Source organism: Kitasatospora sp. NPDC049258 (assembly GCF_040678895.1).
Classification (GTDB): Bacteria; Actinomycetota; Actinomycetes; order Streptomycetales; family Streptomycetaceae; genus Kitasatospora.
This window is the reverse complement of record NZ_JBFAQT010000045.1, coordinates 1-21,323: the sequence shown is the minus strand read 5'-3', so window position 1 is coordinate 21,323 and position 21,323 is coordinate 1. Positions and strand designations below refer to the sequence as shown.

The 21,323-nt window shown below is 72.5% G+C and carries 16 protein-coding genes, 1 tRNA gene and 2 pseudogenes; 12 read left to right on the top strand and 7 right to left on the bottom strand.

Annotated elements, in window-relative coordinates:
* The first annotated feature begins 67 nt into the window (after nt 1-67).
* Nucleotides 68-1,858 carry a serine/threonine-protein kinase gene (locus AB0K43_RS27225; protein ID WP_363644248.1) on the top strand — a complete coding sequence of 597 codons (1,791 nt, stop codon included), beginning with the start codon at nt 68-70 and terminating at the stop codon, nt 1,856-1,858.
* Between the two features lie 68 nt (nt 1,859-1,926).
* Here the strand turns inward: AB0K43_RS27225 and aceE are convergent, their stop codons facing one another.
* Complete coding sequence (aceE, locus tag AB0K43_RS27220) at nt 1,927-4,677, bottom strand: pyruvate dehydrogenase (acetyl-transferring), homodimeric type (protein ID WP_363644246.1); 2,751 nt, start codon at nt 4,675-4,677, stop codon at nt 1,927-1,929.
* 516 nt (nt 4,678-5,193) lie between these two features.
* Here aceE and AB0K43_RS27215 point away from each other — a divergent pair.
* The 5 genes from AB0K43_RS27215 (at nt 5,194) to AB0K43_RS27195 (ending at nt 9,099) form a co-directional block, all read left to right on the top strand.
* Nucleotides 5,194-5,631 (top strand): DUF3052 domain-containing protein, encoded by a 438-nt coding sequence (locus AB0K43_RS27215; protein WP_363644244.1) that lies wholly within the window; start codon nt 5,194-5,196, stop codon nt 5,629-5,631.
* A gap of 228 nt (nt 5,632-5,859) precedes the next feature.
* Nucleotides 5,860-6,318, top strand: a complete 459-nt coding sequence (locus AB0K43_RS27210) for a peroxiredoxin (RefSeq protein ID WP_363644242.1) — start codon at nt 5,860-5,862, stop codon at nt 6,316-6,318.
* Between the two features lie 193 nt (nt 6,319-6,511).
* Nucleotides 6,512-7,087, top strand: coding sequence for a TerD family protein (locus AB0K43_RS27205; protein ID WP_363644240.1), 576 nt, complete (start codon nt 6,512-6,514; stop codon nt 7,085-7,087).
* 249 nt (nt 7,088-7,336) lie between these two features.
* On the top strand, nt 7,337-7,912 hold the full coding sequence (locus tag AB0K43_RS27200) for a TerD family protein (protein ID WP_363644238.1): 576 nt from the start codon (nt 7,337-7,339) through the stop codon (nt 7,910-7,912).
* A 104-nt stretch (nt 7,913-8,016) separates the two neighbouring features.
* Nucleotides 8,017-9,099 carry a DUF475 domain-containing protein gene (locus AB0K43_RS27195; protein ID WP_363644236.1) on the top strand — a complete coding sequence of 361 codons (1,083 nt, stop codon included), beginning with the start codon at nt 8,017-8,019 and terminating at the stop codon, nt 9,097-9,099.
* Nucleotides 9,100-9,176: 77 nt separating this feature from the next.
* Here the strand turns inward: AB0K43_RS27195 and AB0K43_RS27190 are convergent, their stop codons facing one another.
* Complete coding sequence (locus AB0K43_RS27190; RefSeq protein ID WP_363644234.1) at nt 9,177-10,289, bottom strand: DUF2637 domain-containing protein; 1,113 nt, start codon at nt 10,287-10,289, stop codon at nt 9,177-9,179.
* A 335-nt stretch (nt 10,290-10,624) separates the two neighbouring features.
* On the opposite strand from AB0K43_RS27190, the gene AB0K43_RS27185 reads away from it, so the two are divergent.
* Nucleotides 10,625-11,368 (top strand): Tellurium resistance, encoded by a 744-nt coding sequence (locus tag AB0K43_RS27185; RefSeq protein ID WP_363644232.1) that lies wholly within the window; start codon nt 10,625-10,627, stop codon nt 11,366-11,368.
* Nucleotides 11,369-11,392: 24 nt separating this feature from the next.
* Here AB0K43_RS27185 and AB0K43_RS27180 read toward each other — a convergent pair whose 3' ends face one another.
* Nucleotides 11,393-12,406, bottom strand: coding sequence for a TerD family protein (locus AB0K43_RS27180; RefSeq protein WP_363644230.1), 1,014 nt, complete (start codon nt 12,404-12,406; stop codon nt 11,393-11,395).
* Nucleotides 12,407-12,742: 336 nt separating this feature from the next.
* Here AB0K43_RS27180 and AB0K43_RS27175 point away from each other — a divergent pair, with 336 nt between their 5' ends.
* The 3 genes and pseudogenes from AB0K43_RS27175 (at nt 12,743) to AB0K43_RS27165 (ending at nt 17,387) form a co-directional block, all read left to right on the top strand.
* On the top strand, nt 12,743-13,915 hold the full coding sequence (locus AB0K43_RS27175; RefSeq protein ID WP_363644228.1) for an HpcH/HpaI aldolase/citrate lyase family protein: 1,173 nt from the start codon (nt 12,743-12,745) through the stop codon (nt 13,913-13,915).
* Between the two features lie 91 nt (nt 13,916-14,006).
* Nucleotides 14,007-16,545: pseudogene (locus AB0K43_RS27170) on the top strand (phosphoribosyltransferase).
* Entirely contained in the window at nt 16,545-17,387 is an 843-nt protein-coding gene (locus tag AB0K43_RS27165; protein WP_363644226.1) for an HAD family hydrolase, read from the top strand. Before AB0K43_RS27170 ends, AB0K43_RS27165 begins: the two are co-directional and overlap by 1 nt.
* Nucleotides 17,388-17,485: 98 nt before the next feature.
* Here the strand turns inward: AB0K43_RS27165 and AB0K43_RS27160 are convergent, their stop codons facing one another.
* The 4 genes from AB0K43_RS27160 to AB0K43_RS27145 all read right to left on the bottom strand — a co-directional run bounded on the left by AB0K43_RS27160 (nt 17,486) and on the right by AB0K43_RS27145 (nt 20,407).
* Nucleotides 17,486-18,223, bottom strand: a complete 738-nt coding sequence (locus AB0K43_RS27160) for a hypothetical protein (RefSeq protein ID WP_363644224.1) — start codon at nt 18,221-18,223, stop codon at nt 17,486-17,488.
* 144 nt (nt 18,224-18,367) lie between these two features.
* A complete protein-coding gene (locus tag AB0K43_RS27155; RefSeq protein WP_363644222.1) occupies nt 18,368-18,595 on the bottom strand; it encodes a zinc ribbon domain-containing protein in 228 nt (75 codons plus the stop codon).
* Between the two features lie 19 nt (nt 18,596-18,614).
* Entirely contained in the window at nt 18,615-19,097 is a 483-nt protein-coding gene (locus AB0K43_RS27150; RefSeq protein WP_363644220.1) for a DUF4442 domain-containing protein, read from the bottom strand.
* Between the two features lie 56 nt (nt 19,098-19,153).
* On the bottom strand, nt 19,154-20,407 hold the full coding sequence (locus AB0K43_RS27145; protein WP_363644218.1) for a hypothetical protein: 1,254 nt from the start codon (nt 20,405-20,407) through the stop codon (nt 19,154-19,156).
* 175 nt (nt 20,408-20,582) lie between these two features.
* Here AB0K43_RS27145 and AB0K43_RS27140 point away from each other — a divergent pair.
* Both AB0K43_RS27140 and AB0K43_RS27135 read left to right on the top strand, forming a co-directional pair.
* Nucleotides 20,583-20,657: transfer RNA gene (locus AB0K43_RS27140), tRNA-Val, on the top strand.
* Nucleotides 20,658-20,991: 334 nt separating this feature from the next.
* Nucleotides 20,992-21,323, top strand: a pseudogene (locus tag AB0K43_RS27135) (LamG domain-containing protein); the annotation flags it as partial.

Sequence of the window (21,323 nt, the reverse complement as noted above, 5' to 3'; positions counted from 1 at the left end):
GGGGGCGGCACCAGACTGGAGGAGCAGCTCGGGGACGGTCGTTCGGGACACAGACAGCGGGATGGGCATGAGTTCTCAGGACGAGGGCGCACCCGGCGCCGGCCGGCTGCTCGCCGGCCGCTACCTGCTGGGGGAGCGGCTCGGACGCGGGGGGATGGGCACCGTCTGGGTCGCCCGGGACACCAAGCTGGAGCGCCGGGTCGCGGTGAAGGAGCTGACCGTCGCCGGCCTCCCGGAGAGCGAGCTCGCCACCCTCAACTCCCGGATGCAGCAGGAGGCCAGGGCGGCGGCGAAGATCAGGCACCGGGGTGTGATCACGGTCTACGACGTGCTGGAGGAGGACGGCCGGCCGTGGATCGTGATGGAGCTTGTCGACGGGCGCTCGCTGGCCGAGGTGATCGGCTCCGAGGGCACCCTGCTGCCCCGGGACGCGGCCCGGGTCGGCGGGCAGGTGCTGGCGGCGCTCGACCAGGCGCACCGGCAGGGCGTGCTGCACCGGGACGTCAAACCGGCCAACATCCTGCTGGAGCGCGGCGGGCGGGCGGTGCTCACCGACTTCGGGATCGCGCTGCTGGAGGGCTCGCCCGGGCTCACCCGTACCGGTGATTTCGTGGGCTCGCCGGACTTCATCGCCCCGGAGCGGATCACCGGCAACCGGCCGGGCCCGGAGTCCGACCTGTGGTCGCTGGGGGCCACGCTGTACGCGGCGGTGGAGGGACAGTCGCCGTTCCACCGCACCACGACCATGGCCACGCTCCAGGCGGTGATCGCCGACCCGCTCGCCGAGCCGCGGCACGCGGGGGCGCTCGCGCCGGTCATCGAGGCGCTGCTGCGCAAGGAGCCGACCGAGCGCCCGAGCGCGGAGCAGGCGCTGGCGATGCTCGCCGAGGTCGGCGGGAGCACCGGGCGCACGGTGGTGGGCCCGCTCACCGAGCGGGCCCCGGCCCCCGAGCCGACCAGGACGCGGACCACCGGGCCGACCCCGGTGCAGCCGATCCGGTCGGCCGCGGCCACCCCGCCGCCCGTGCCGCCGCCGCCCGTGCCGCCCCCGCCGGGTGGCCGGAGCGGGAGCGGCGGCCGTCGCCGGCGGACCGTGCTGATCGCGGCGGGCACCGTGCTGGGCGCGCTGCTCGCCGGGGGTGTGGCGTACGCGGTGGTCAGCAGCACCGACCACGGCGGGCCGAGCGCGGGGGCGAGCCCGGCGGTGAGCACCCCGGCGACCCCGCGGCCGCCGAGCTCAGCGGCCCCGAGCAGCGGGCACGTGACCTCCCGGCCGCCCAGCACGCCGGCCCCCAGCACGCCGGCCCCCAGCACCCCGGCCGGCACCCCACCGAGTACCCCGGCCAGTACCCCGCCGAGTACCCCGGCGAGCACCCCGCCCAGCCCGTCGGCCCCGACCTCGCCGAGCTCCGGCCTGCCGCCGGCCCCGGCCGGCTTCCAGTGGGTGGACGACCCGGCCGGCTTCCAGGTCGCCGTCCCGCAGGGCTGGACCCGCAGCGAGAGCGGCGGCCAGATCGACTACTCGCCCGACGGCGGTGTCCACCTGCTCCGCTTCGCGGTCGCCCCGGGCGCGGTGCAGAGCTCCGAGTCGCACCTGCTGGAGCTGGAGCAGGCCGTCTCCGGGCAGAGCGACTACACCCGGGTCACCCTGCAGGCCAATGTCTTCCAGGGCAACGAGGGCGCCCTGTGGGAGTACACCTGGACCGACGCCGACGGCACCCCGCGGCACGCGGCCGACCAGGCCTTCGTCACGCCGAGCGGCACCGAGTACGCGATCTACCAGGCCGCCCCGGACAGCGACTGGACCACCGCCCAGCAGCAGTTCGCCACCGTACTGCGGACCTTCCGGCCGAGCTGACGGCGCACGGCCGAGGGCCGGACCCCTGGGAAGGAGTCCGGCCCTCGGCTGTCGGCAGGTGCCGCGGATCAGGCGTCGCCGCCGGCCGCGCCCGGGTCGGCCGCCGCCACGTCCAGCAGCTGGTAGCGGTCGATGGCCGCCTTCAGCAGGCTGCGGTCGATCTTGCCCTGCTTGGCGAGCTCGGTGAGCACGCCGAGGACCACCGACTGCGCGTCGATGTGGAAGAAGCGCCGCGCCGCGCCGCGGGTGTCGGCGAAGCCGAAGCCGTCCGCACCCAGCGACTGGTACTGGCCGGGCACCCAGCGCGAGATCTGGTCCGGCACCGCGCGCATCCAGTCGGACACCGCGACGAACGGGCCCTCGGCGCCCTGGAGCTTCTGCGTCACGTACGGGACGCGCTGCGGCTCCTCCGGGTGCAGCAGGTTGAACTCCTCGGCCTCCACCGCGTCGCGACGCAGCTCGTTCCAGGAGGTCGCCGACCAGACGTCGGCCTTGACGTTCCAGTCCTCGGCGAGGATGCGCTGGGCCTCCAGGGCCCACGGCACCGCCACGCCGGAGGCGAGGATCTGGGCCGGGATCTGGCCCGCGGTGGCCGGCGCGTACCGGTGCAGACCCTTGAGGATGCCCTCGACGTCGACGTTCTCCGGCTCGGCCGGCATCTTGATCGGCTCGTTGTAGACCGTCATGTAGTAGAAGACGTCCTCGCCGTGCGGGTGCTCCGCCGACGAGCCGTACATCCGCCGCAGGCCGTCCTGCACGATGTGCGCGATCTCGAAGCCGTACGCCGGGTCGTACGCCACGACGCCGGGGTTGGTCGAGGCCAGCAGGTGCGAGTGGCCGTCCGCGTGCTGGAGCCCCTCACCGGTCAGCGTGGTGCGGCCCGCCGTGGCGCCGATCACGAAACCGCGGGCCAGCTGGTCGGCCATCTGCCAGAACTGGTCGCCGGTGCGCTGGAACCCGAACATCGAGTAGAAGACGTAGACCGGGATCAGCGGCTCGCCGTGCGTCGCGTACGAGGAACCGGCGGCGATCAGCGAGGCGGTGCAGCCGGCCTCGGAGATGCCGTCGTGCAGCATCTGGCCGGTCGGGGACTCCTTGTACGCCAGCAGCAGCTCGCGGTCGACCGACTCGTAGGTCTGGCCGAGCGGGTTGTAGATCTTGGCGGACGGGAAGAGCGAGTCCATGCCGAAGGTGCGGTACTCGTCCGGCGCGATCGGCACGAAGCGGTTGCCGATGCCCTTGTCCCGCATCAGGTCCTTGAGCACCCGGACGAACGCCATGGTGGTGGCGATGGTCTGGTTGCCCGAACCCTTCTTGACCGCCTTGTAGGCGTCGTCGCCGGGGAGCTCCAGCTTGCGCGGCCGCACCTTGCGGGTCGGCACGTAACCGCCGAGCTCGCGCCGGCGGTCGTGCATGTACTGGATCTCCTCCGAGTCCTTGCCCGGGTGGTAGTAGGGCGGGTAGCCCTCGTCGAGCTGCTTGTCCGTGATCGGCAGGTGCAGCCGGTCGCGGAAGCGCTTGAGGTCCTCGACCGTCAGCTTCTTCATCTGGTGGGTCGCGTTGCGGCCCTCGAAGTTCGGGCCGAGCGTCCAGCCCTTGACGGTCTGGGCGAGGATGACGGTCGGCTGGCCCTTGTGCTCGCGGGCCGCCTTGTACGCCGCGTACACCTTGGCGTGGTCGTGGCCGCCGCGACCCAGGTGCTGGATCTGCTGGTCGGTCATGTTCTCGACCATCGCGCGCAGCCGCAGGTCGCCACCGAAGAAGTGGTCGCGGATGTACGCGCCGGTCTCGGTCGCGTAGGTCTGGAACTGGCCGTCCACCGTGGTGTTCAGCTTGTTCACCAGCACGCCGTCGCGGTCCTGGGCGAGCAGCGGGTCCCAGCTGCGGTCCCAGATCAGCTTGATCACGTTCCAGCCGGCGCCGCGGAACTGCGACTCCAGCTCCTGGATGATCTTGCCGTTGCCGCGGACCGGGCCGTCCAGGCGCTGGAGGTTGCAGTTGACCACGAAGGTCAGGTTGTCCAGGCCCTCGCGGGCCGCCAGCGAGAGCTGGCCGAGCGACTCGGGCTCGTCCATCTCGCCGTCGCCGAGGAAGGCGTAGACCTGCGACTGGGAGGTGTCCTTGATGCCGCGGTGCTCCAGGTAGCGGTTCATCCGGGCCTGGTAGATCGCGCCGAGCGGGCCGAGGCCCATCGAGACGGTCGGGAACTCCCAGAAGTCCGGCATCAGCCGCGGGTGCGGGTAGCTGGAGAGGCCGTACGGCGCCTTCGACTTCTCCTGCCGGAAGGCGTCGAGCTGCTGCTCGCTGAGCCGGTCCAGCAGGAAGGCGCGGGCGTAGATGCCGGGGGAGGCGTGGCCCTGGAAGAAGATCTGGTCGCCGGACTCGCCCTCGGCGTCCTTGCCCCGGAAGAAGTAGTTGAAGCCCACGTCGTAGAGCGACGCGGAGGAGGCGAAGGTGGCGATGTGACCGCCGACGCCGATGCCGGGACGCTGCGCCCGGGAGACCATCACGGCCGCGTTCCAGCGGGTCGCGTTCAGGACCTTGCGCTCGATCTCCTCGTTACCGGGGAAGAACGGCTCGTCCTTGGTGGCGATGGTGTTGACGTAGTCCGTGCTGCGCATCTCGGGCACGGCGACACGCTTCTCGCGGGCGCGCTCGATCAGCCGCAGCATCAGGTAGCGGGCACGCTCGCGCCCCCGCTCGTCGATGGCGGCGTCAAGCGACTCCAGCCATTCCGCGGTCTCCTCGGGATCGAAGTCCGGGACCTGACTCGGAAGGCCGCCAATGATGATCGGGTTGCGATCGGATCCGGAAGCCACGCTGTTCCTTCACTGTCGGTCGAAACTGAGGTGTGTCGCGCCGCCTCCATCGTGTACCGCGACTCGGAGATCCGTCATCTCTACCGATCGGTAACCGTTCCACCTGTTGGGCGGGCCGGTCAGGAGGCGTGCTGCGCAGGGCGTCATTGCCTTCGCCGCGCACCCCCGGGGGTTACGAAGAGGTGGTCCGACCTGGTTACCCGGCCGCCCGATGGCGGGCGGTCAGGGTGAGGGCCAACAGGAGACTCTACGCCCGCATGGGCGAGTCCCCCGAATGCCGTTCGTATCTCGGTCAGCTGTACGGCATGAGACCCAGGACCTGGGGAAGCATCCTCGGCAGGGATGGGAAAGGGCAAATCGGTGTGATTCGCGCCACCCCGGGCGGCGTGTTCCCCCGCGACACGTCAACCTTTGGGTGGGATCGGGGGTCGGGTACTTGCGCGAACCGCCGGTCCCGTGTGGACTACGGCCACAGCCTCGGCATGGATGCCGAGCCGAATACTGGAGGTTATTCCCGTGAGCGCGACCGCGGACCCCGCGGACAAGTCCAACCCGGCACTGCGTTTCGGCTTCGAAGAGGGCCAGATCGTCCAGGAGCTCGGGTACGACGATGACAGTGACCAGGAGCTCCGCGAGGGCATCGAGGACATCACTGGTACGGAGCTCGTCGACGAGGACTACGACGACGTCGCAGACGCCGTCCTGCTGTGGCACCGCGAGGAGGACGGGGATCTCACCGACGCCCTGGTCGACGCGCTGGAGTACCTGGCGGAGGGCGGCCTGGTCTGGCTGCTGACCCCGAAGACGGGACGCGAGGGCCACATCGAGGCCTCCGACATCGCGGATGCCGCCCGGACCGCCGGTCTCTCCCAGACCAGCTCGGTGTCGGTCGCCAAGGAGTGGGCCGGCACCCGGCTCGCCACCCCGAAGGCCTCGCGCACCGGCAAGCGCTAGTCCCGATCGCTTTGACGGGCCCCGCTGGAGCTTCCTCCAGCGGGGCCCGGCCGCATCCGCGGGGCGGACTGTAGGAGCCGCCGGGGAGGGTGTTCACCCAGGGCGAAACCGACCCCCCACCAGCCGGAAGCCGTCACTCGTTCGGCGTAACCACCCCGATCGGATGCAAGGATGCCCCTGTCCGCGCGGCACACCGAGGGCCGCGGCACCCCAGAGGAAGGTCCCACCATGGCCATCGAGGTCGGCACCCAGGCTCCGGACTTCGAGCTGAAGAACCAGCACGGCGAGCTCGTGAAGCTCTCCGACTTCCGGGGCGAGAAGAACGTCGTCCTGGTCTTCTACCCGTTCGCCTTCACCGGTGTCTGCACCGGCGAGGTCTGCGCGATCCAGAAGGAGCTCCCGCGCCTGCAGAACGACGAGGTCCAGGTGCTCGCGGTGTCCAACGACTCGCCGTTCACCCTCCGGGTCTTCGCCGAGCAGGAGGGCCTGGAGTACCCGCTGCTGTCCGACTTCTGGCCGCACGGCGAGGTCTCCCGCGGCTACGGCGTCTTCAACGAGGAGAAGGGCTGCGCGGTGCGCGGCACCTTCGTCATCGACAAGGAGGGTGTGGTCCGCTGGTCGATCGTCAACGGCCTGCCGGACGCCCGCGACGAGCAGGAGTACCTGAAGGTGCTCGGCGCGCTCTGAGCCGCCGCACCCGGTGGATCCCGGGGCCCGGCGCGCGCCAGTTCGAGGCGCGCCGGGCCGACTCGCCGTCCCCGGGGGAACCCGGCACTACGATCGGGCCGTTGGCAAGGCAGGCGCCGGTCCGCACGGGCGGGTGCCGGGAACCGCACCACCGGGGGCACCACCCGTGCCTCCCGATTCCTGGAGGCAACACGTGGGTGTCAGTCTGAGCAAGGGTGGCAACGTCTCGCTCACCAAGGAGGCCCCCGGCCTGACCGCGGTGATCGTCGGCCTCGGCTGGGACGTCCGCACCACCACCGGCAGCGGCTTCGACCTGGACGCCAGCGCCCTGCTCTGCGACGAGCAGGGCAAGGTCCGCTCGGACGCCGACTTCATCTTCTTCAACAACCTCAAGAGCGCCGACGGCTCGGTCGAGCACACCGGTGACAACCTCACCGGTGAGGGCGAGGGCGACGACGAGCAGATCAAGGTCAACCTGGCCGGGGTCCCGGCGGACATCGCCAAGATCGTCTTCCCGGTCTCGATCTACGACGCGGAGAACCGGCAGCAGAGTTTCGGCCAGGTTCGCAACGCCTTCATCCGGGTGCTCAACCAGGCCGGCGGCGCCGAGATCGCGCGCTACGACCTGAGCGAGGACGCCTCCACCGAGACCGCGATGGTCTTCGGCGAGCTGTACCGCAACGGCGCGGAGTGGAAGTTCCGCGCGATCGGCCAGGGCTACGCCTCCGGCCTGCGCGGGATCGCCCAGGACTTCGGGGTGAATGTCTGATCCGAGGCGGCGGTTGACTAAGCTGCACGGCCGGGGCCGGCGGGAGCGAGTGCGCTCCCGCCGGCCCCGCGTGCTGCTCCGGCCCGCCGACGGGCCGGGGAGTTCAGGAAGTTCAGGCGGTAGTGCAGCACTGAGCGGGCGGCGGTGGGCGTAGACCTTTGGGGTGCGCCGGCCGCGCCCCGGTGCGGCGGCCGGCCGGACCCCGTGGACACGGAGCCCCGAAGTGCGGGGGGACTAGGGAGGAAGTACATGAGCGTCACGCTCGCCAAGGGCGGCAATGTCTCGCTGACCAAGGCCGCGCCGAACCTGACCCAGGTGCAGATCGGCCTCGGTTGGGACGCCCGTTCGACCACCGGGGCGTCCTTCGACCTCGACGCGAGTGCGCTGCTCTGCTCCGGTGGCAAGGTGCTCGGCGACGAGTACTTCGTCTTCTACAACAACCTCAAGAGCCCCGAGGGCTCGGTCGAGCACCAGGGCGACAACCTGACCGGCGACGGCGACGGCGACGACGAGGTGGTGCAGGTCTTCCTCGACCTGGTGCCGGCGCAGGTCGACAAGGTCGTCTTCGCGGTCTCCATCTACGACGCCGAGACCCGTGCGCAGAGCTTCGGCCAGGTCAACAACGCCTACATCCGGGTGGTGAACCTGTCCGACGGCGCCGAGATCGCGCGCTACGACCTGAGCGAGGACGCCTCCACCGAGACCGCGATGATCTTCGGTGAGCTCTACCGCTACCAGGGCGAGTGGAAGTTCCGCGCGGTCGGCCAGGGCTACGCCTCCGGCCTGCGCGGCATCGTCCAGGACTTCGGCGTGAACGTGACGTAAGGCGCCCCGCGCCCGCGCACGTCGGCGGGCGGCCGGTCCGGGCCCGAAGGTCCGGGCGGCCCGCCCTGCCCGAAACCAACAAAACTCGAAAGGTAACTGACTCCGTGTTCCTCCGCACATTCGGATGGTCCTTCGCCATCACGATCGCCGGCCTGGCGGCTGCCGGCCTGATCTGGGGGGCCGAAGGATTCGGCGTGGTGCTGATCCTCTCGGTCCTGGAGATCTCCCTCTCGTTCGACAACGCGGTTGTCAACGCCACCGTCCTGAAGCGGATGAACCCCTTCTGGCAGAAGATCTTCCTCACCGTCGGCGTGCTGATCGCCGTCTTCGGCATGCGGCTGATCTTCCCGCTGCTGGTGGTCGGTCTGACGGCGCACCTCAACCCCGGCACCGTGATCGAGCTGGCGCTGGACTCCAGCAAGACCTACGACGGCCTCACCTACGCGCAGTACCTGGAGGCCGCCAACCCGGCGATCGCCGCGTTCGGTGGCATCTTCCTGCTGATGATCTTCCTCGACTTCATCTTCGAGGAGAAGGACTTCAACTGGCTGCGCTGGCTGGAGAAGCCGCTGGAGAAGATCGGCAAGCTGGACGCCCTCTCCTCGGTGATCGCCCTCGTGGTGCTGGCCGTCTCCTCCCGGCTGTTCGCGGCCGAGCACGCCGAGACGGTGCTGCTGGCCGGCCTGATGGGCCTGGCCACCTACCTCGCGGTGAACGGCCTGTCCGGGGTCTTCGAGTCCGGCCTGGAGGCCCAGGAGGAGGAAGAGGAAGCGGCCGAGAAGACCGGCAAGTCGCTGGTCCAGGTCGGCGGCAAGGCCGCGTTCTTCCTGTTCCTGTACCTGGAGGTGCTCGATGCCTCGTTCTCCTTCGACGGTGTGGTCGGCGCCTTCGCCATCTCCCAGGACATCTTCATGATCACCCTGGGTCTGGGCATCGGCGCGATGTACATCCGCTCGCTGACCGTCTTCCTGGTCCGCAAGGGCACCCTGGACGACTACGTCTACCTGGAGCACGGCGCGCACTACGCGATCGGCGCACTGGCGCTGATCCTGCTGGTGAGCATCGAGTACCACATCCCGGAGATCGTCACCGGCCTGATCGGTGTCGCCTTCATCGGTGCGGCGCTGCTCTCCTCGGTCGTCCGCAACAAGCGCGAGGCGGCGCTGGAAGGCAGTTCGGCGGGCTGAGCGCGAACCGCCCGGCAACGCGAAGGTCCCCCCGCACAGCAGGTGCGGGGGGACCTTCGCGTTGCCGGGCCGGGCGGTCAGCCGAGCTGCTGCTCGATGGCCCGGAGCTTGCGCTCCAGCGAGTCCAGCTTGGGCATCGCCAGGGTGTCGTCGTCGGCCGTCAGGTCGATCGAGCCGTACGACGAGGAGCCCAGGTAGGAGTCCGAGGAGTACGGGTTGTCGCCCAGCAGGGAGGACGAGGAGGAGCCCACCGCGGCGCGGGGGCGGCGGCCCGCCGAGAGCGCGGCGGGTTCGAGGGTGGAGGGGTGGGTGGGGTCCTCCTGGGCTAGAGCAGGCTCCGTAGCGGGCTGGCCGTCGCTGCCGACCGGCAGCGCCGGCACCTGGCGCCCGCCGCGGGCCCGGGCCAGCACGCCGCCCTGACGGGCGATCGCCTTCAGCTCGGCCCGCTCGCGGCGGTCGGCGCTGCGGGCGCGCACCTTGGCATCCAGCTTGGCCTGGCGGTCCTCGCGGACCTCCTCGACCGCCTCGTCCAGGCTGCGGACGTTCTCCAGCAGCATCAGCGACCAGGCCGCGTAGGTCTCGCGCGGAGCGCGCAGCCAGCGCACGATCCGGATCTGCGGCAGCGGCCGCGGGATCAGGCCCTGCTCGCGCAGTGCGGCGCGGCGGGTCTGCTTGAGCGCCCGGTCGAACAGCACGGCCGCCGAGATCGACATGCCGGCGAAGAACTGCGGAGCGCCGTCGTGCATCCCGCCGCGCGGGGCGTGCACCCAGTTGAACCAGGCCGAGGCGACGGCGAACAGCCAGACCAGCAGGCGGGAGCCGAGCGCCGCGTCACCGTGGCTGGCCTCGCGGACGGCGAGCACCGAGCAGAACATCGCCGCGCCGTCCAGGCCGAACGGCACCAGGTACTCCCAACCGCCGGAGAGGTTGAGGTTCTGCTGGCCGAAGCCCACCAGACCGTGGAACGACAGGGCGGCGGCCACGCCGGCGCAGCAGAACAGCAGCACGTACGAGGCGCCGCCGTAGATCGCCTCCTTGCGCCGGCGGCGCTCCTCGCTGCGCTCCCAGGAGTCGCTGCTCTCGTCGGCGCCGTTGTTCTTGAACCGCAGGAAGGCCACCAGGATGGCGGTGAACAGCAGGGCTGCGCCGCCTACCACGGCCCAGACCAACTGTATGGAGGAGAAGTTCATCGCGGGGAGGGCCTCGGCTTTCGCAGGGCAGGAGAGTTCTACGCGGTCGGGCACAGGGGTCGGATCCCGCCGGGGGAGGCAGGCCTGACAACGCGTCGCGCCCGTCGGGGACATGACGAACGGGACACCTGTGCGGCTAGACGATATCGCGTCCGGGGGTGCGGCATGTTACGGGAGTGGGGATCCTTCTGCCACCAGGACGCGCTCGGGCCCGTGACGTTGACTCACCGGCCGGAAGTGGGTATGGCCCTGACGGCTCGGTACGGGCACGATGGGAGGGCCGGCTGCGGGATCATGGGCCTGGTCGGATCGGACTGGCTCTGGGGGAGGACGCGATGGTCTCGGTGTGGGAGTTCCTGAAGGGCGATCGGAACCATGTGGACTCCGGGGGCCAGTTCAAGATCACCTTGACCAAGTCCCGGCCGCAGCACGCGATCACCGGCTCGGCGGCCACCACCGGCTACCTCTACGTCAATCTGCACTGGGCCGCGCGGACGGCCGACGGCCCGGCCGGCGGCGGCTCGCTGCGCCGCTTCCTCGACCCGCGGATCCTGCGCCCGCTGGCGCCGGACTCCTTCAACCGGCCGCAGCTCAACGTCGACCTCGACCTGGCCTGCCTGTACGAACTGGCCGACGGCACCCGGGGCGTGGTGCAGCCGCTCGGGCAGCTCTTCGGCGACCTGAACCGGCCGCCGTACATCAAGCTGAGCGGCGACGACGTCTACGGTGCGCCCTCCGGCGAGACGATGTACATCAACCTGGAGAAGAAGGACCAGTTCAAGCGGCTGCTGATCTTCGTCTACATCTACGACGACACCCCGGCCTTCGACCGCACCCACGCCACCGTGACGATCGTGCCGCAGAGCGGCCCCCGGCTGGAGATCAAGCTGGACGAGCGGGCCCCCGCGGCCCGTTCCTGCGCGGTGGTGCTGATCGAGAACTCCGGGGACGGCCAGCTGACGGTCCGCCGGGAGGTGCGGTACGTGCACGGCTTCCAGTCCGACCTGGACCGGCTGTACGGCTTCGGGATGCAGTGGCAGCGCGGCTACAAGAGCGGGCCGAGCGCGCCCGGGGCGTGACCCGGGCCGCGGTGGCCGACGGCGTCAGCGGGGCTGGAACTGCGGGCCCTGCGGGGGCAGCGCGAAGCCGCCCGGGGGCTGCGGCTGCCGCTGCAGCTGGACCAGCGGCGGCTGCGGGGGCGCGACGGGTTGCTGCTGCGGATGGCCGTACCCGGTGGGCTGGGGCTGCTGCGGGGGGTAGCCGTACCCCGTGGGCTGGGGCTGCTGCGGCGGGTGGCCGTAGCCGTAGCCGGTGGGTTGCGGCTGCTGGGGCTGCTGGGGCGGGTAGCCGTAGCCGGTCGGTGGGACGCTCGGCGGTGGCGGGGTGGCCCGGGGCGTGCTGGGGGGCGTGCTCGGGGGCGGCGGCGCGGTGACCGGGGCGGCCGGGGTGGCGGGGGCCAGGGTGTAGGTGTCGGGCTCCTCGGCCGGTCGGGCGGGGTGCTGGTCGTCCGAGAGGCGCTGGAGCTGGGCGCCGCCGGTCGAGTCGGAGCCCTGGGCGCCGGCGGAGTCCTCGTCCTCCACCGCGATGCCGTACTCGGTGGCGAGGCCGCCGAGGCCGGTCGTGTAGCCCTGCCCGACCGCCCGGAACTTCCAGCCGCCGTCGCGGCGGTACAGCTCGGCCGCGACCAGCGCGGTGACCTCGCCGGTGCCGGTGATGGTGAACTCCGCCAGCGGATCGGCCGGCTCGCCGGCCGCGAGGTCGTAGAGCAGCACCCGCAGGCCGCTCACGGCGGGGAAGGCGCCGCCCTCGGCGGAGCCGGCCAGCACCACCCGGTCGACCCCGGCGGGCAGCTTGGCCAGGTCGACCTCGACCGCGTCCCAGACCTCGGCGCCGGAGTCGGAACCCTGCTTGGCCCGGTGGCGTACCAGGCCGGACGGGTGCCGGGGCTGGTTGTAGAAGACGAAGTCGGCGTCCGAACGGACCTTGCCGTCCGCGCCGAGCAGCAGCGCGGAGGCGTCCACGTCGGGGGAGCCGGGCGTGGCGGTCCAGCGCAGCACGGCGCGGACCGCGGCGGCCGTCAGCGGGATGTTGGCGCCCTTCGCCATCACATGCGTCATAGCGCACCATCCTGCCCGTTCGCGACCGGTTCGGACAACGCGCCTCCCCTTTGTGGCGAGGTCGCCCGGGCGCCGCCGGGCGCGCGTTGTGTGAAGCGGATGGCAACCTTCCGAGAATTCGATGTTTCACGGCTTCGGCTGGCCGGATCTGTCCGTACGATAAGCGCCCAACGGCTCTGGCCTCCCACCCCTGCGGACGCGCCGCGCGCGGGGCGTGCACGGATCATGGGCTGCGGCGGGACCGGGCGAACCAATCGACCGGCCTGTCCGTCCAACTGTTGAGGCACCACTCACCCGCCATCCGGCGGGCCGCAACCCATCCCAGGGGAGGGCACTTTGCGCCACTTCGGTCACCTCGCGGAGGACGTCCGCAGCCGGCTCTTCCTCCAGCAGCCCGCCGCCTTCGACCGGGGCAGCGAGGCCGCCGTGCTCGCCACGGCCCTGGGCGCCACCCTCTACAGCCCGGCCACCCGGACCACCCTCGCCGCCGACATCCGCAAGCAGGCCGCCCGGGGCGTGGTCTCCATGGTGCTCTGCCTGGAGGACGCGATAGCCGACCACGAGGTGCCGGCCGCCGAGGCCAACCTGGTGGTCCAGCTCGGCGAGCTGGCCGCGGCCCCGGCCCAGCCGCTCCCGCTGCTCTTCGTCCGGGTGCGCGCGGCCGGGCAGATCACCGACCTGGTGGCCCGGCTCGGGCCGGCCGTCGCGCTGCTCACCGGCTTCGTGGTGCCCAAGTTCACCGAGGAGAGCGGCGGCGCCTTCCTGGAGGCGCTGACCGAGGCGGAGAGCGCCTGCGGGCAGCGGCTGTTCGCCATGCCGGTGCTGGAATCCCCGGAGCTGGCCCACCTGGAGAGCCGCCGCGACACCCTGTTCGGCGTCGCCCGGCTGCTGGAGAAGTACCGGGAGCGGATCCTGGCCGTCCGGCTCGGCGTGACCGACCTGTGCTCGGCGTACGGGCTGCGCCGCTCGCCCGACCTGACCGCCTACGACGTCTCGCTGGTCGCCGGGGTGATCGGCGACGTGGTGAACGTGCTCGGCCGGGCCGACGGCAGCGGCTTCACCATCACCGGCCCGGTCTGGGAGTACTTCCCGGTCCAGGAGCGGATCTTCAAGCCGCAGCTGCGCCGCACCCCCTTCGCCGAGGCGCACCCGCCCGCGGAGGGCCTGCGGCAGCAGATCATCGAGCACGATCTGGACGGCCTGATCCGCGAGATCGAGCTGGACCGGGCCAACGGCCTGCTCGGCAAGACCTGCATCCACCCCAGCCACGTCCCGGCCGTGCACGCGCTGTCCGTGGTCACCCATGAGGAGTACTCGGACGCACAGGACATCCTGCAGCAGAGCCGCGGCGGCGGCGGGGTGCTCCGTTCGGCGTACACCAACAAGATGAACGAGGCCAAGCCGCACCGGGCCTGGGCCGAGCGGGTGCTGCTGCGGGCGGAGGTGTTCGGCGTGGCGCGCGAGGAGGTCAGCTTCGCCGAGCTGCTGAGCGCCTGCCTGTGCCCCTGAGCGCCCCGCTGCGCCCCCGGGCGCCCGCCCGTGCCCCGACCAGCGCCGGAGGGCACTCCGGAGGCCGTACGCTCGTTCGAACCGCACGCCCGTGCGGGCACCACCGAAAGCAGGAGTCTTGACAGCACAGCACGCCGAACCGGCGCCCTGGACCGGCCAGTGGGTCACCGACCGGCTGGACCTGCGGCTCACCGGCTCCCCCGAGCTGCCCGCCCTGATCGGGCTCGCGCTGCGGAAGAACCCGCGGCGGGCCCACCTGCTGGTCTCCGGGGTGCTCGGCAAGCACGTCCCGCAGCGCCCCGCCGTGGTGCACGGCGCCGGTCTGGAGCTCGGCCGCCGGGTCCGCGAGCTGCTCGGCCCCGAGGCCGCGGCGCGGGCCGTGGTGCTCGGTTACGCGGAGACCGCGACCGCGCTCGGCCACAGCGTCGCCGACGGCCTGGACGCCCCCTACCTGCACTCCACCCGCCGGCCGGTGGCCGGGGTGGCGCCGGTCGGCGGCTTCGAGGAGGAGCACTCGCACGCCACCTCCCACCTGCTGCTGCCCGAGGACCCGCGCCTGCTGGCCGGTGACGGGCCGTTGGTGCTGGTGGACGACGAGTTCTCCACCGGCAACACCGTGCTGAACACCGTCCGGGCCCTGCACGCCACCCACCCGCGGTCGCACTACGTGGTGGTCGCGCTGGTGGACCTGCGCACCGAGGCCGACCGCGGGCGCCTGGCGGCGGCCGCCGCCGAGCTCGGCGCCCGGCTCGACCTGGTGGCCACCGCCGAGGGCGGCGTGCTGCTGCCGCCGGACGTGCTGGACCGGGCCCGGGCCCTGATCGAGGCGGCCGCCCCCGCGCCCGCCCCCGGGCCGGCGCCGGGCGAGGGCGCTCCGGTGCTGCGGGTCGACCTCGGCTGGCCCGCCGACCTGCCGGACGGCGGACGGCACGGCTTCACCCCCGGGCACCGCGCCCGGCTGGAGCGGGCGCTGCCCGCCTGCGCGGCCGAGCTGGCCGCCCACGTCACCGGCGAGCGGGTGCTGGTGCTCGGCTTCGAGGAGCTGATGTACGCGCCGCTGCGGCTGGCCGGAGCCCTGGCCGAGCTGCTCGGCGAGGACCGGGTCCGGTTCTCCACCACCACCCGCTCCCCGGTGCTGGCGGTGGACGACCCCGGTTACGCGATCCGCACCCGGCTGGCCTTCCCGGCCCACGACGACCCGGCCGACGGGCCGGGCGAGCGCTACGCCTACAACGTCGCCCCCGGCGACGACGTCTCCCGCCGCTTCGACAGCGTGGTCCTGGTGGTGGACGACCCGGCCGACACCCCCGCCCTGATCCAGGGCGAGCAGGCCCTGCTGCAACAGCTGCGGCAGGTCACCGACCAGGTGGTGCTCGCCGTTCTTCCCTCGTACCGCCCACCGACATCCCGCTGATGCCTCGCTGCACCACCATGCAAGCTGAGCACCCCCACCGAAGGCCGGCATGATCACTGAGACCAATCTGACCAGCTCGCCGCCGCTGCACGGACCGGCGTTCTCCTCGTACCCGCCCGAGGACGTCACCTGGCTGCTCAAGGACCTCTCCGAGGTCCCGCTGGAGGCCCCGACCGAGGAGCGCGAGGAAGCCGTCCAGTCGGGCGGCGCCCACTACGCGGAGTCGCTCCCGGTCGAGTACCAGCCCAGCCCCGAGTACCAGGAGCTGTTCCAGCAGGCGCTGACCGCCTCGGCCGAGCGGATCGCGCTGGCCGTCGGCACGGTCGCCGAGACGCTGGTCCGCGAGCGCGGCCGTGAGCTGGTGCTGGCCTCGCTGGCCCGGGCCGGTACCCCGGTCGGCATCCTGATCCGCCGCTGGCTGGCCTTCGCGCACGGCATCGACGCGCCGCACTACACCGTCTCGATCGTGCGCGGCCGCGGCATCGACCAGGTCGCGCTGCGCTACCTGGCCGCCCACCACGACGCCGGTCGGGTGGTCTTCGTCGACGGCTGGACCGGCAAGGGCGCGATCACCCGCGAGCTGGCCGAGGCGGTCGCCGGCAGCGGCTTCGACCCCGACCTCGCGGTGCTCGCCGACCCGGGCGGCTGCGTGCGCACCTACGGCACCCGGGACGACTTCCTGATCCCCTCCGCCTGCCTCAACTCGACCGTCTCCGGCCTGATCTCGCGCACCGTGCTGCGCGACGACCTGATCGGCCCGAACGAGTTCCACGGGGCCAAGTACTACCGCGAGCTGGGCGGCGCCGACGTCTCGCGGGCCTTCGTGGACGCCGTGGTGGAGCGCTTCGTCGCCGTCCGGGAGGCCGCCGAGGCCGCCGCCGAGCGGCTGGCCATCGAGGACCGCACCCCCACCTGGGAGGGCTGGGCGGCGGTCGAGCGGATCAGCACCGAGTACGGCATCGACAGCGTCAACCTGGTCAAGCCCGGGGTCGGCGAGACCACCCGGGTGATGCTCCGCCGGGTGCCCTGGCGGGTGCTGGCCAGGCGCGGCGCCGGCTCCGACCTGGACCACGTCCGGCTGCTGGCCGAGCAGCGCGGCGTACCCGTGGAGGAGGTGGACGGGCTGCCGTACTCCTGCGTGGGCCTGATCCACCCCCGCTACACCCGGGGCGCCACCGGCGCCGACGGTACGGCAGTGCGAGCGGAGGACATCTGATGGACACCCGGTTCCTGGTGGCGAGCGATCTCGACCGCACCCTGATCTACTCCAACCGGGCGCTGGCCCTGGAGATGCCGGACCGGCTGGCCCCCCGGCTGCTCGCGGTCGAGGTGCACGACGGGCGGGCGCTCTCCTTCATGACCGAGGACGCCGCGGAGATGCTGGTCGAGCTGACCTCGCTGGCCACCTTCGTGCCCGCCACCACCCGGACCAGGGCCCAGTACGAGCGGGTCCACCTGCCCGGGCCGACGCCCGGCTGGCTGCCCGAGTACGCGATCTGCGCCAACGGCGGCCACCTGCTGGTCAACGGCGTGCCGGACGAGGACTGGCAGGCCGAGGTCCGGACCCGCCTGGACGCCGCCTGCGCCCCGCTCGCCGAGATGGTCGAGCACCTGGCGATCACCGCCGACCCGGAGTGGACCCACAAGCGCCGGGTCGCCGAGGACCTGTTCGCCTACCTGGTGGTCGAGCGCGCGGAGCTGCCGGAGGGCTGGCTCGCCGAGCTCACCGGCTGGTCCGAGGAGCGCGGCTGGACGGTCTCGCTGCAGGGCCGCAAGGTCTACGCCGTCCCGGCCCCGCTCAGCAAGAGCGCGGCGCTGGCCGAGGTCGAGCGCCGCACCGGCGCCGCCACCGTGCTGTCGGCCGGCGACTCGCTGCTCGACTCCGAGCTGCTGCTCGCCGCCGACCACGGCTGGCGGCCGGGCCACGGCGAGCTCGCCGAGACCGGCTGGACGGCGCCGGGCGTCACCGCGCTGGACCGGATCGGCGTGTCGGCGGGCGAGGAGATCGTCCGTCAGATCCTGGCCCGGGTCCGGGCGGGGGCCTCCGTCCGGGTCTGACGGCGGGGTGGGCCGGGGGCTTGTCCGGGCCCGACGGTCGGGCGCGCGGTCGGTCGGCGATCTGCCGGTGCGCGGGGTCAGGTGCGCGGTGCCCGGGGTCAGGTGCGCGGTCGGCGGTGGCCGCCGCGCAGTACCAGGGCGGGGGTCCGGTCGTCGTAGGCGCCGCAGGCGGTGGCCGACCACGGCGACCACTGCTGCGGGACGGCGTAGTACGGCACCAGGACCGGCCCGCCACCCCGGCGGCGGGCCGCGGCCGGCAGCAGCGCGGGCAGCACGTCCAGGCTCTGCCCGGCCAGGATCGCGTTGCGGCAGGCGGCACAGGCCGGCCGGCGCTCGGCGGCGGCCTCGCGGGCACCCACGGTCGGCCGGCGGCGGGACTTGCGGCCGGACGAGTTCGCCGCGGGGCGGACGGCGGCGCCGTGCAGCGGGTTGTAGAAGCAGCGGACCGCGAACGGGCGGGGGCGCCCGCCCGCGTGCGCGGTGTGCGCTGCGGCCAGCCGCTCGACCGCCTGCTCGGCGAGCACCACGGCGGCGGTCAGGTCCGGCAGGTCGACGGCCTCGTCCAGCAGCCGCCCAGCCGCGTCGTACGCCTCCAGCGCCCAGAGGTAGTTCCGGCGGGCGCCGGTCTCCTCCGGCGGGAGCTGAAGTTCGGCCGCCCGGAGGAGGTCGCCGGCCGCGGTGACCCGCTCGGCGGCGATCTCCGCCAGCCGGTCGCGGAGCACCTGCCACTCGCGCAGCACGAGCTCCCGGGCCTGCTTCGACTCCCGGCGGCCCGGCGGGCGCGAGCCCTGCTCCTCGGGCCGGAGCAGGCGCAGGAACCACCAGTGGCGAAACACCTGACCCCCTCTGCGGTCACGGCCGTCCGCGGTCACGGTCGGACGGAACCGGACGGAACACGCGCCCGGGCGCGAAACTGCGCGACACCGCGGGGCGCCGCGCGGTAGCGCAGGGCAGTGCCTTGAGCCGCTGCTACCGGCGCCTCAGCCGCAGCAGCCGCCACCGCAGCAGCCACCGCCGCCACCGGCGGGGGCCTGCGGGGCGGCCGAGGCCGAGGAGCCCGAGCCACCGGTCACGGCGACCGTGGAGAGCAGCTTGGCGGTGTCGGTGTGACCCTGCGGGCAGACGGCGGGGTCGTTGGCCTGGGCCATGGCGCGGCGGAGCTCGAAGGTGGCTCCGCAGGAGCGGCAGCGGAAGTCGTAGCGAGGCATACCGGCAGCGTACCCAGCTTCAGCCGGTGGAGGGCTCGCTGCGCCGCTTCCGGCGCACGTAGATCTGCTTGCGGACCCGGGCGACCACCGTGCCGTCGGCGGCCAGGACCTCGGTGTCGAACCAGATCAGGGCCTTCTTGCCCTCGGCGGTCAGCTCGCGGATCTCGGCCAGCCGGTCGTCGGTGAGGTGGAACTCCGCGAAGACGTCGCCGCGGCCCGGCGAGACGAACTCGATCTCGGCCGCGCTGTCCCAGACCAGGTGGTCCGGGCCGAGGTTCTGCATCACCAGCAGCATCCAGAACGGGTCGGTCATGGCGAAGATCGAGCCGCCGAAGTGGGTGCCCACGTAGTTGCGGTTCAGCCGGCTCAGCCGCAGCCGCACCTTGGCGGTCCGGAAGTCCGGGCCGATCGACAGCACCCGGATGCCGGCGAACAGGAACGGCGGCCAGATGGTGAGTACGCGTCGGAAGGTGGACGCGGTGAGCTTCCGCTTTCGTGCCATGGCGCCACTCTAGCAACCAAGTTACCGATGGGTAGGGTTGCGGTTCCGGGAGCCGGTCAGTGGCTCCCGCGGATCATCGTGACCACTTCGGCCGCCGTCTCCCGCACCGCCGCCAGCTCGGTCAGGAAGTGCCAGTAGTCCGGGTGCCGGCCGGCCTCCTCCAGTGTCGCCACCGCCCGGTCCAGCCGGGTGACCGCCGCGTCCAGCGGCCCCGCGTGCCGCGGGTCCGGGGTCTGCCGGCCCGACATCGCGAGGCGCTGCGCGTCCCGCAGGGCGAACCGGGCCCGGTCGATCTCGTGCTGCGGGTCGCGCTCCACCTCGTTCAACTGCCGCAGCCGGTCGGTCACCGCGGCGACCGAGCCCTCCGCGGTGTCCAGCAGCGCCCGTACCGTCCCGATCGCGGCGGTCGCGTCCGGCCAGCGCTGCTCGTCCCTGGCCCGGACGGCCTCCGCCAGCCGGTCCTGTGCCGTCCGCACCGCGGACGGGATCTGGGCCGGCACGTGCTGCAGGTCCTGCCAGCAGGCCACCGCGAACCGGCGGCGCAGCTCGCTCAGGGCCGGCTCCACCGCCTCCGACCTGGTCTCCAGCGCCTGGATCCGGGTCCGCAGGCTGCCCACCCGGCGGTCGATCTCCCGTGACCGCTCGGGCAACTGCTCGGCGGCCGCCCGGACCGCCTCCGCCCGACCGCGCACCTGCTCGGCGCGGTGCAGGGTGTCCGGTACGCCGTGCCGGCCGGCGCCCTCGTTCAGCTTGGTCAACTCCGGTGCCAGCTCGGCCAGTCGGGCCGCCAGGTCGTCCGCCTTGAGGCCGCTCGCGCGCACCGCCTCCAGTGCGGTGGTCGCCCCCAGCAGCGCGCGCTTGGCCTGCTCGACGGCCGGTGTCACCTTCATCAGCTCGGTCTCGGCCCGGTCCACCAGCGGCTGCAGCCGGGCCAGGAAGTCGGTCAGCTCGGTCTTCGCCGCCTCCAGCCGGTGCTGTGCCTGCTCCAGCTGCTGCCGCGCCCGGGCGGCGGCCGACGGCTCCAGCTCCTCGGCCTCCAGGTCGTGGGCGTCGAGCGCGGTCAGATAACCGACGGTGACCTCGTCCACCCGGGTCGAGATCTGCCGGAAGTCCGCCAGGGCCTGGCGGCCGGTGCGCTCGTCCTCGACGGCCCGGATGGTCTCGACCGCGAGCTGCACCTCGCGCTGGGTGGAGTCCAGCTGGTAGAAGGCCTCCTGCGCGGCATCCCGGGCGGCCTGCGCGTCCGCCCGCTGCCCTTCGCCCCGGCGCCACCAGCCGCCCCGCCCGCCGCCACCGCCGGCCACCCTCACACCGCGCTCCCTGTTCGGCCCCGCTCGCCTGATCCACCGCCCATTCTTGCTGATCTCCACCCCCCACCGGCACCCCCGGGGCGGGGCATGCCGACAAGGGGGCGGCGGGTAGGCCACCGGACCAGGTACTCTTGGCTGTCGCCGTGCGGCCGGAGAGCCGGTGCACACGGCACGCGGGCGCATAGCTCAGCGGTAGAGCGCCGCCCTTACAAGGCGGATGTCGGCGGTTCGAAACCGTCTGCGCCCACCAGTACCAGAAGCCCCGGACCGAACGCGGTCCGGGGCTTCTGTCATCCCCGGCCCCGCCCCGGTGGTGACTCCGGGGCGACGGGGTGGGCGTGCGGATGCCGCGGGGGCGGGGGTGCCGAAAGGCCGACGCACCATCAGCTGTTGCGGCCTCACCCCCCCCTTCTCCGGTGTCCGGTTGGCGTGGATCGCAGGCTTTGTATTCCTATGACCGGGTATAGACAATCGCTTTGACCTTCCGTCAACTCATCGACACTATGCACCTGACTTAATCGAATTCTCATTCGGGGAGTGCAGTGTCGGTACGGACTGGGCGAAGACGACCCATTCAGGCCTGGGTGGCAGCGGCAGTAGCCACCGGAGCCCTTCTGGGATCGGGGGCCGTCCCCTGGACGGCGCCCGTCGCGGTGGCCGCCGGGAGTGCGGCGTCGACGGGCGATGAGGGTGCGCGCCCCGAGGCCGGTGGCGCCGCCGAGGTGGCGGCGGTTGTGGAGGCGAGGCGGACCGGGAAGCCGGTCGAGGTGGCCTCGAAGCGGTCCGAGACCAGCGATGTGGTCGCGCAGCCGGACGGCAAATTGGTGGCGACGACGTATGTGCAGCCGCACCGGGTGCGTAGGGCCGGTGGTTGGGTGGACATCGATCCGGCGTTGTCGGTGCGGGCGGACGGTTC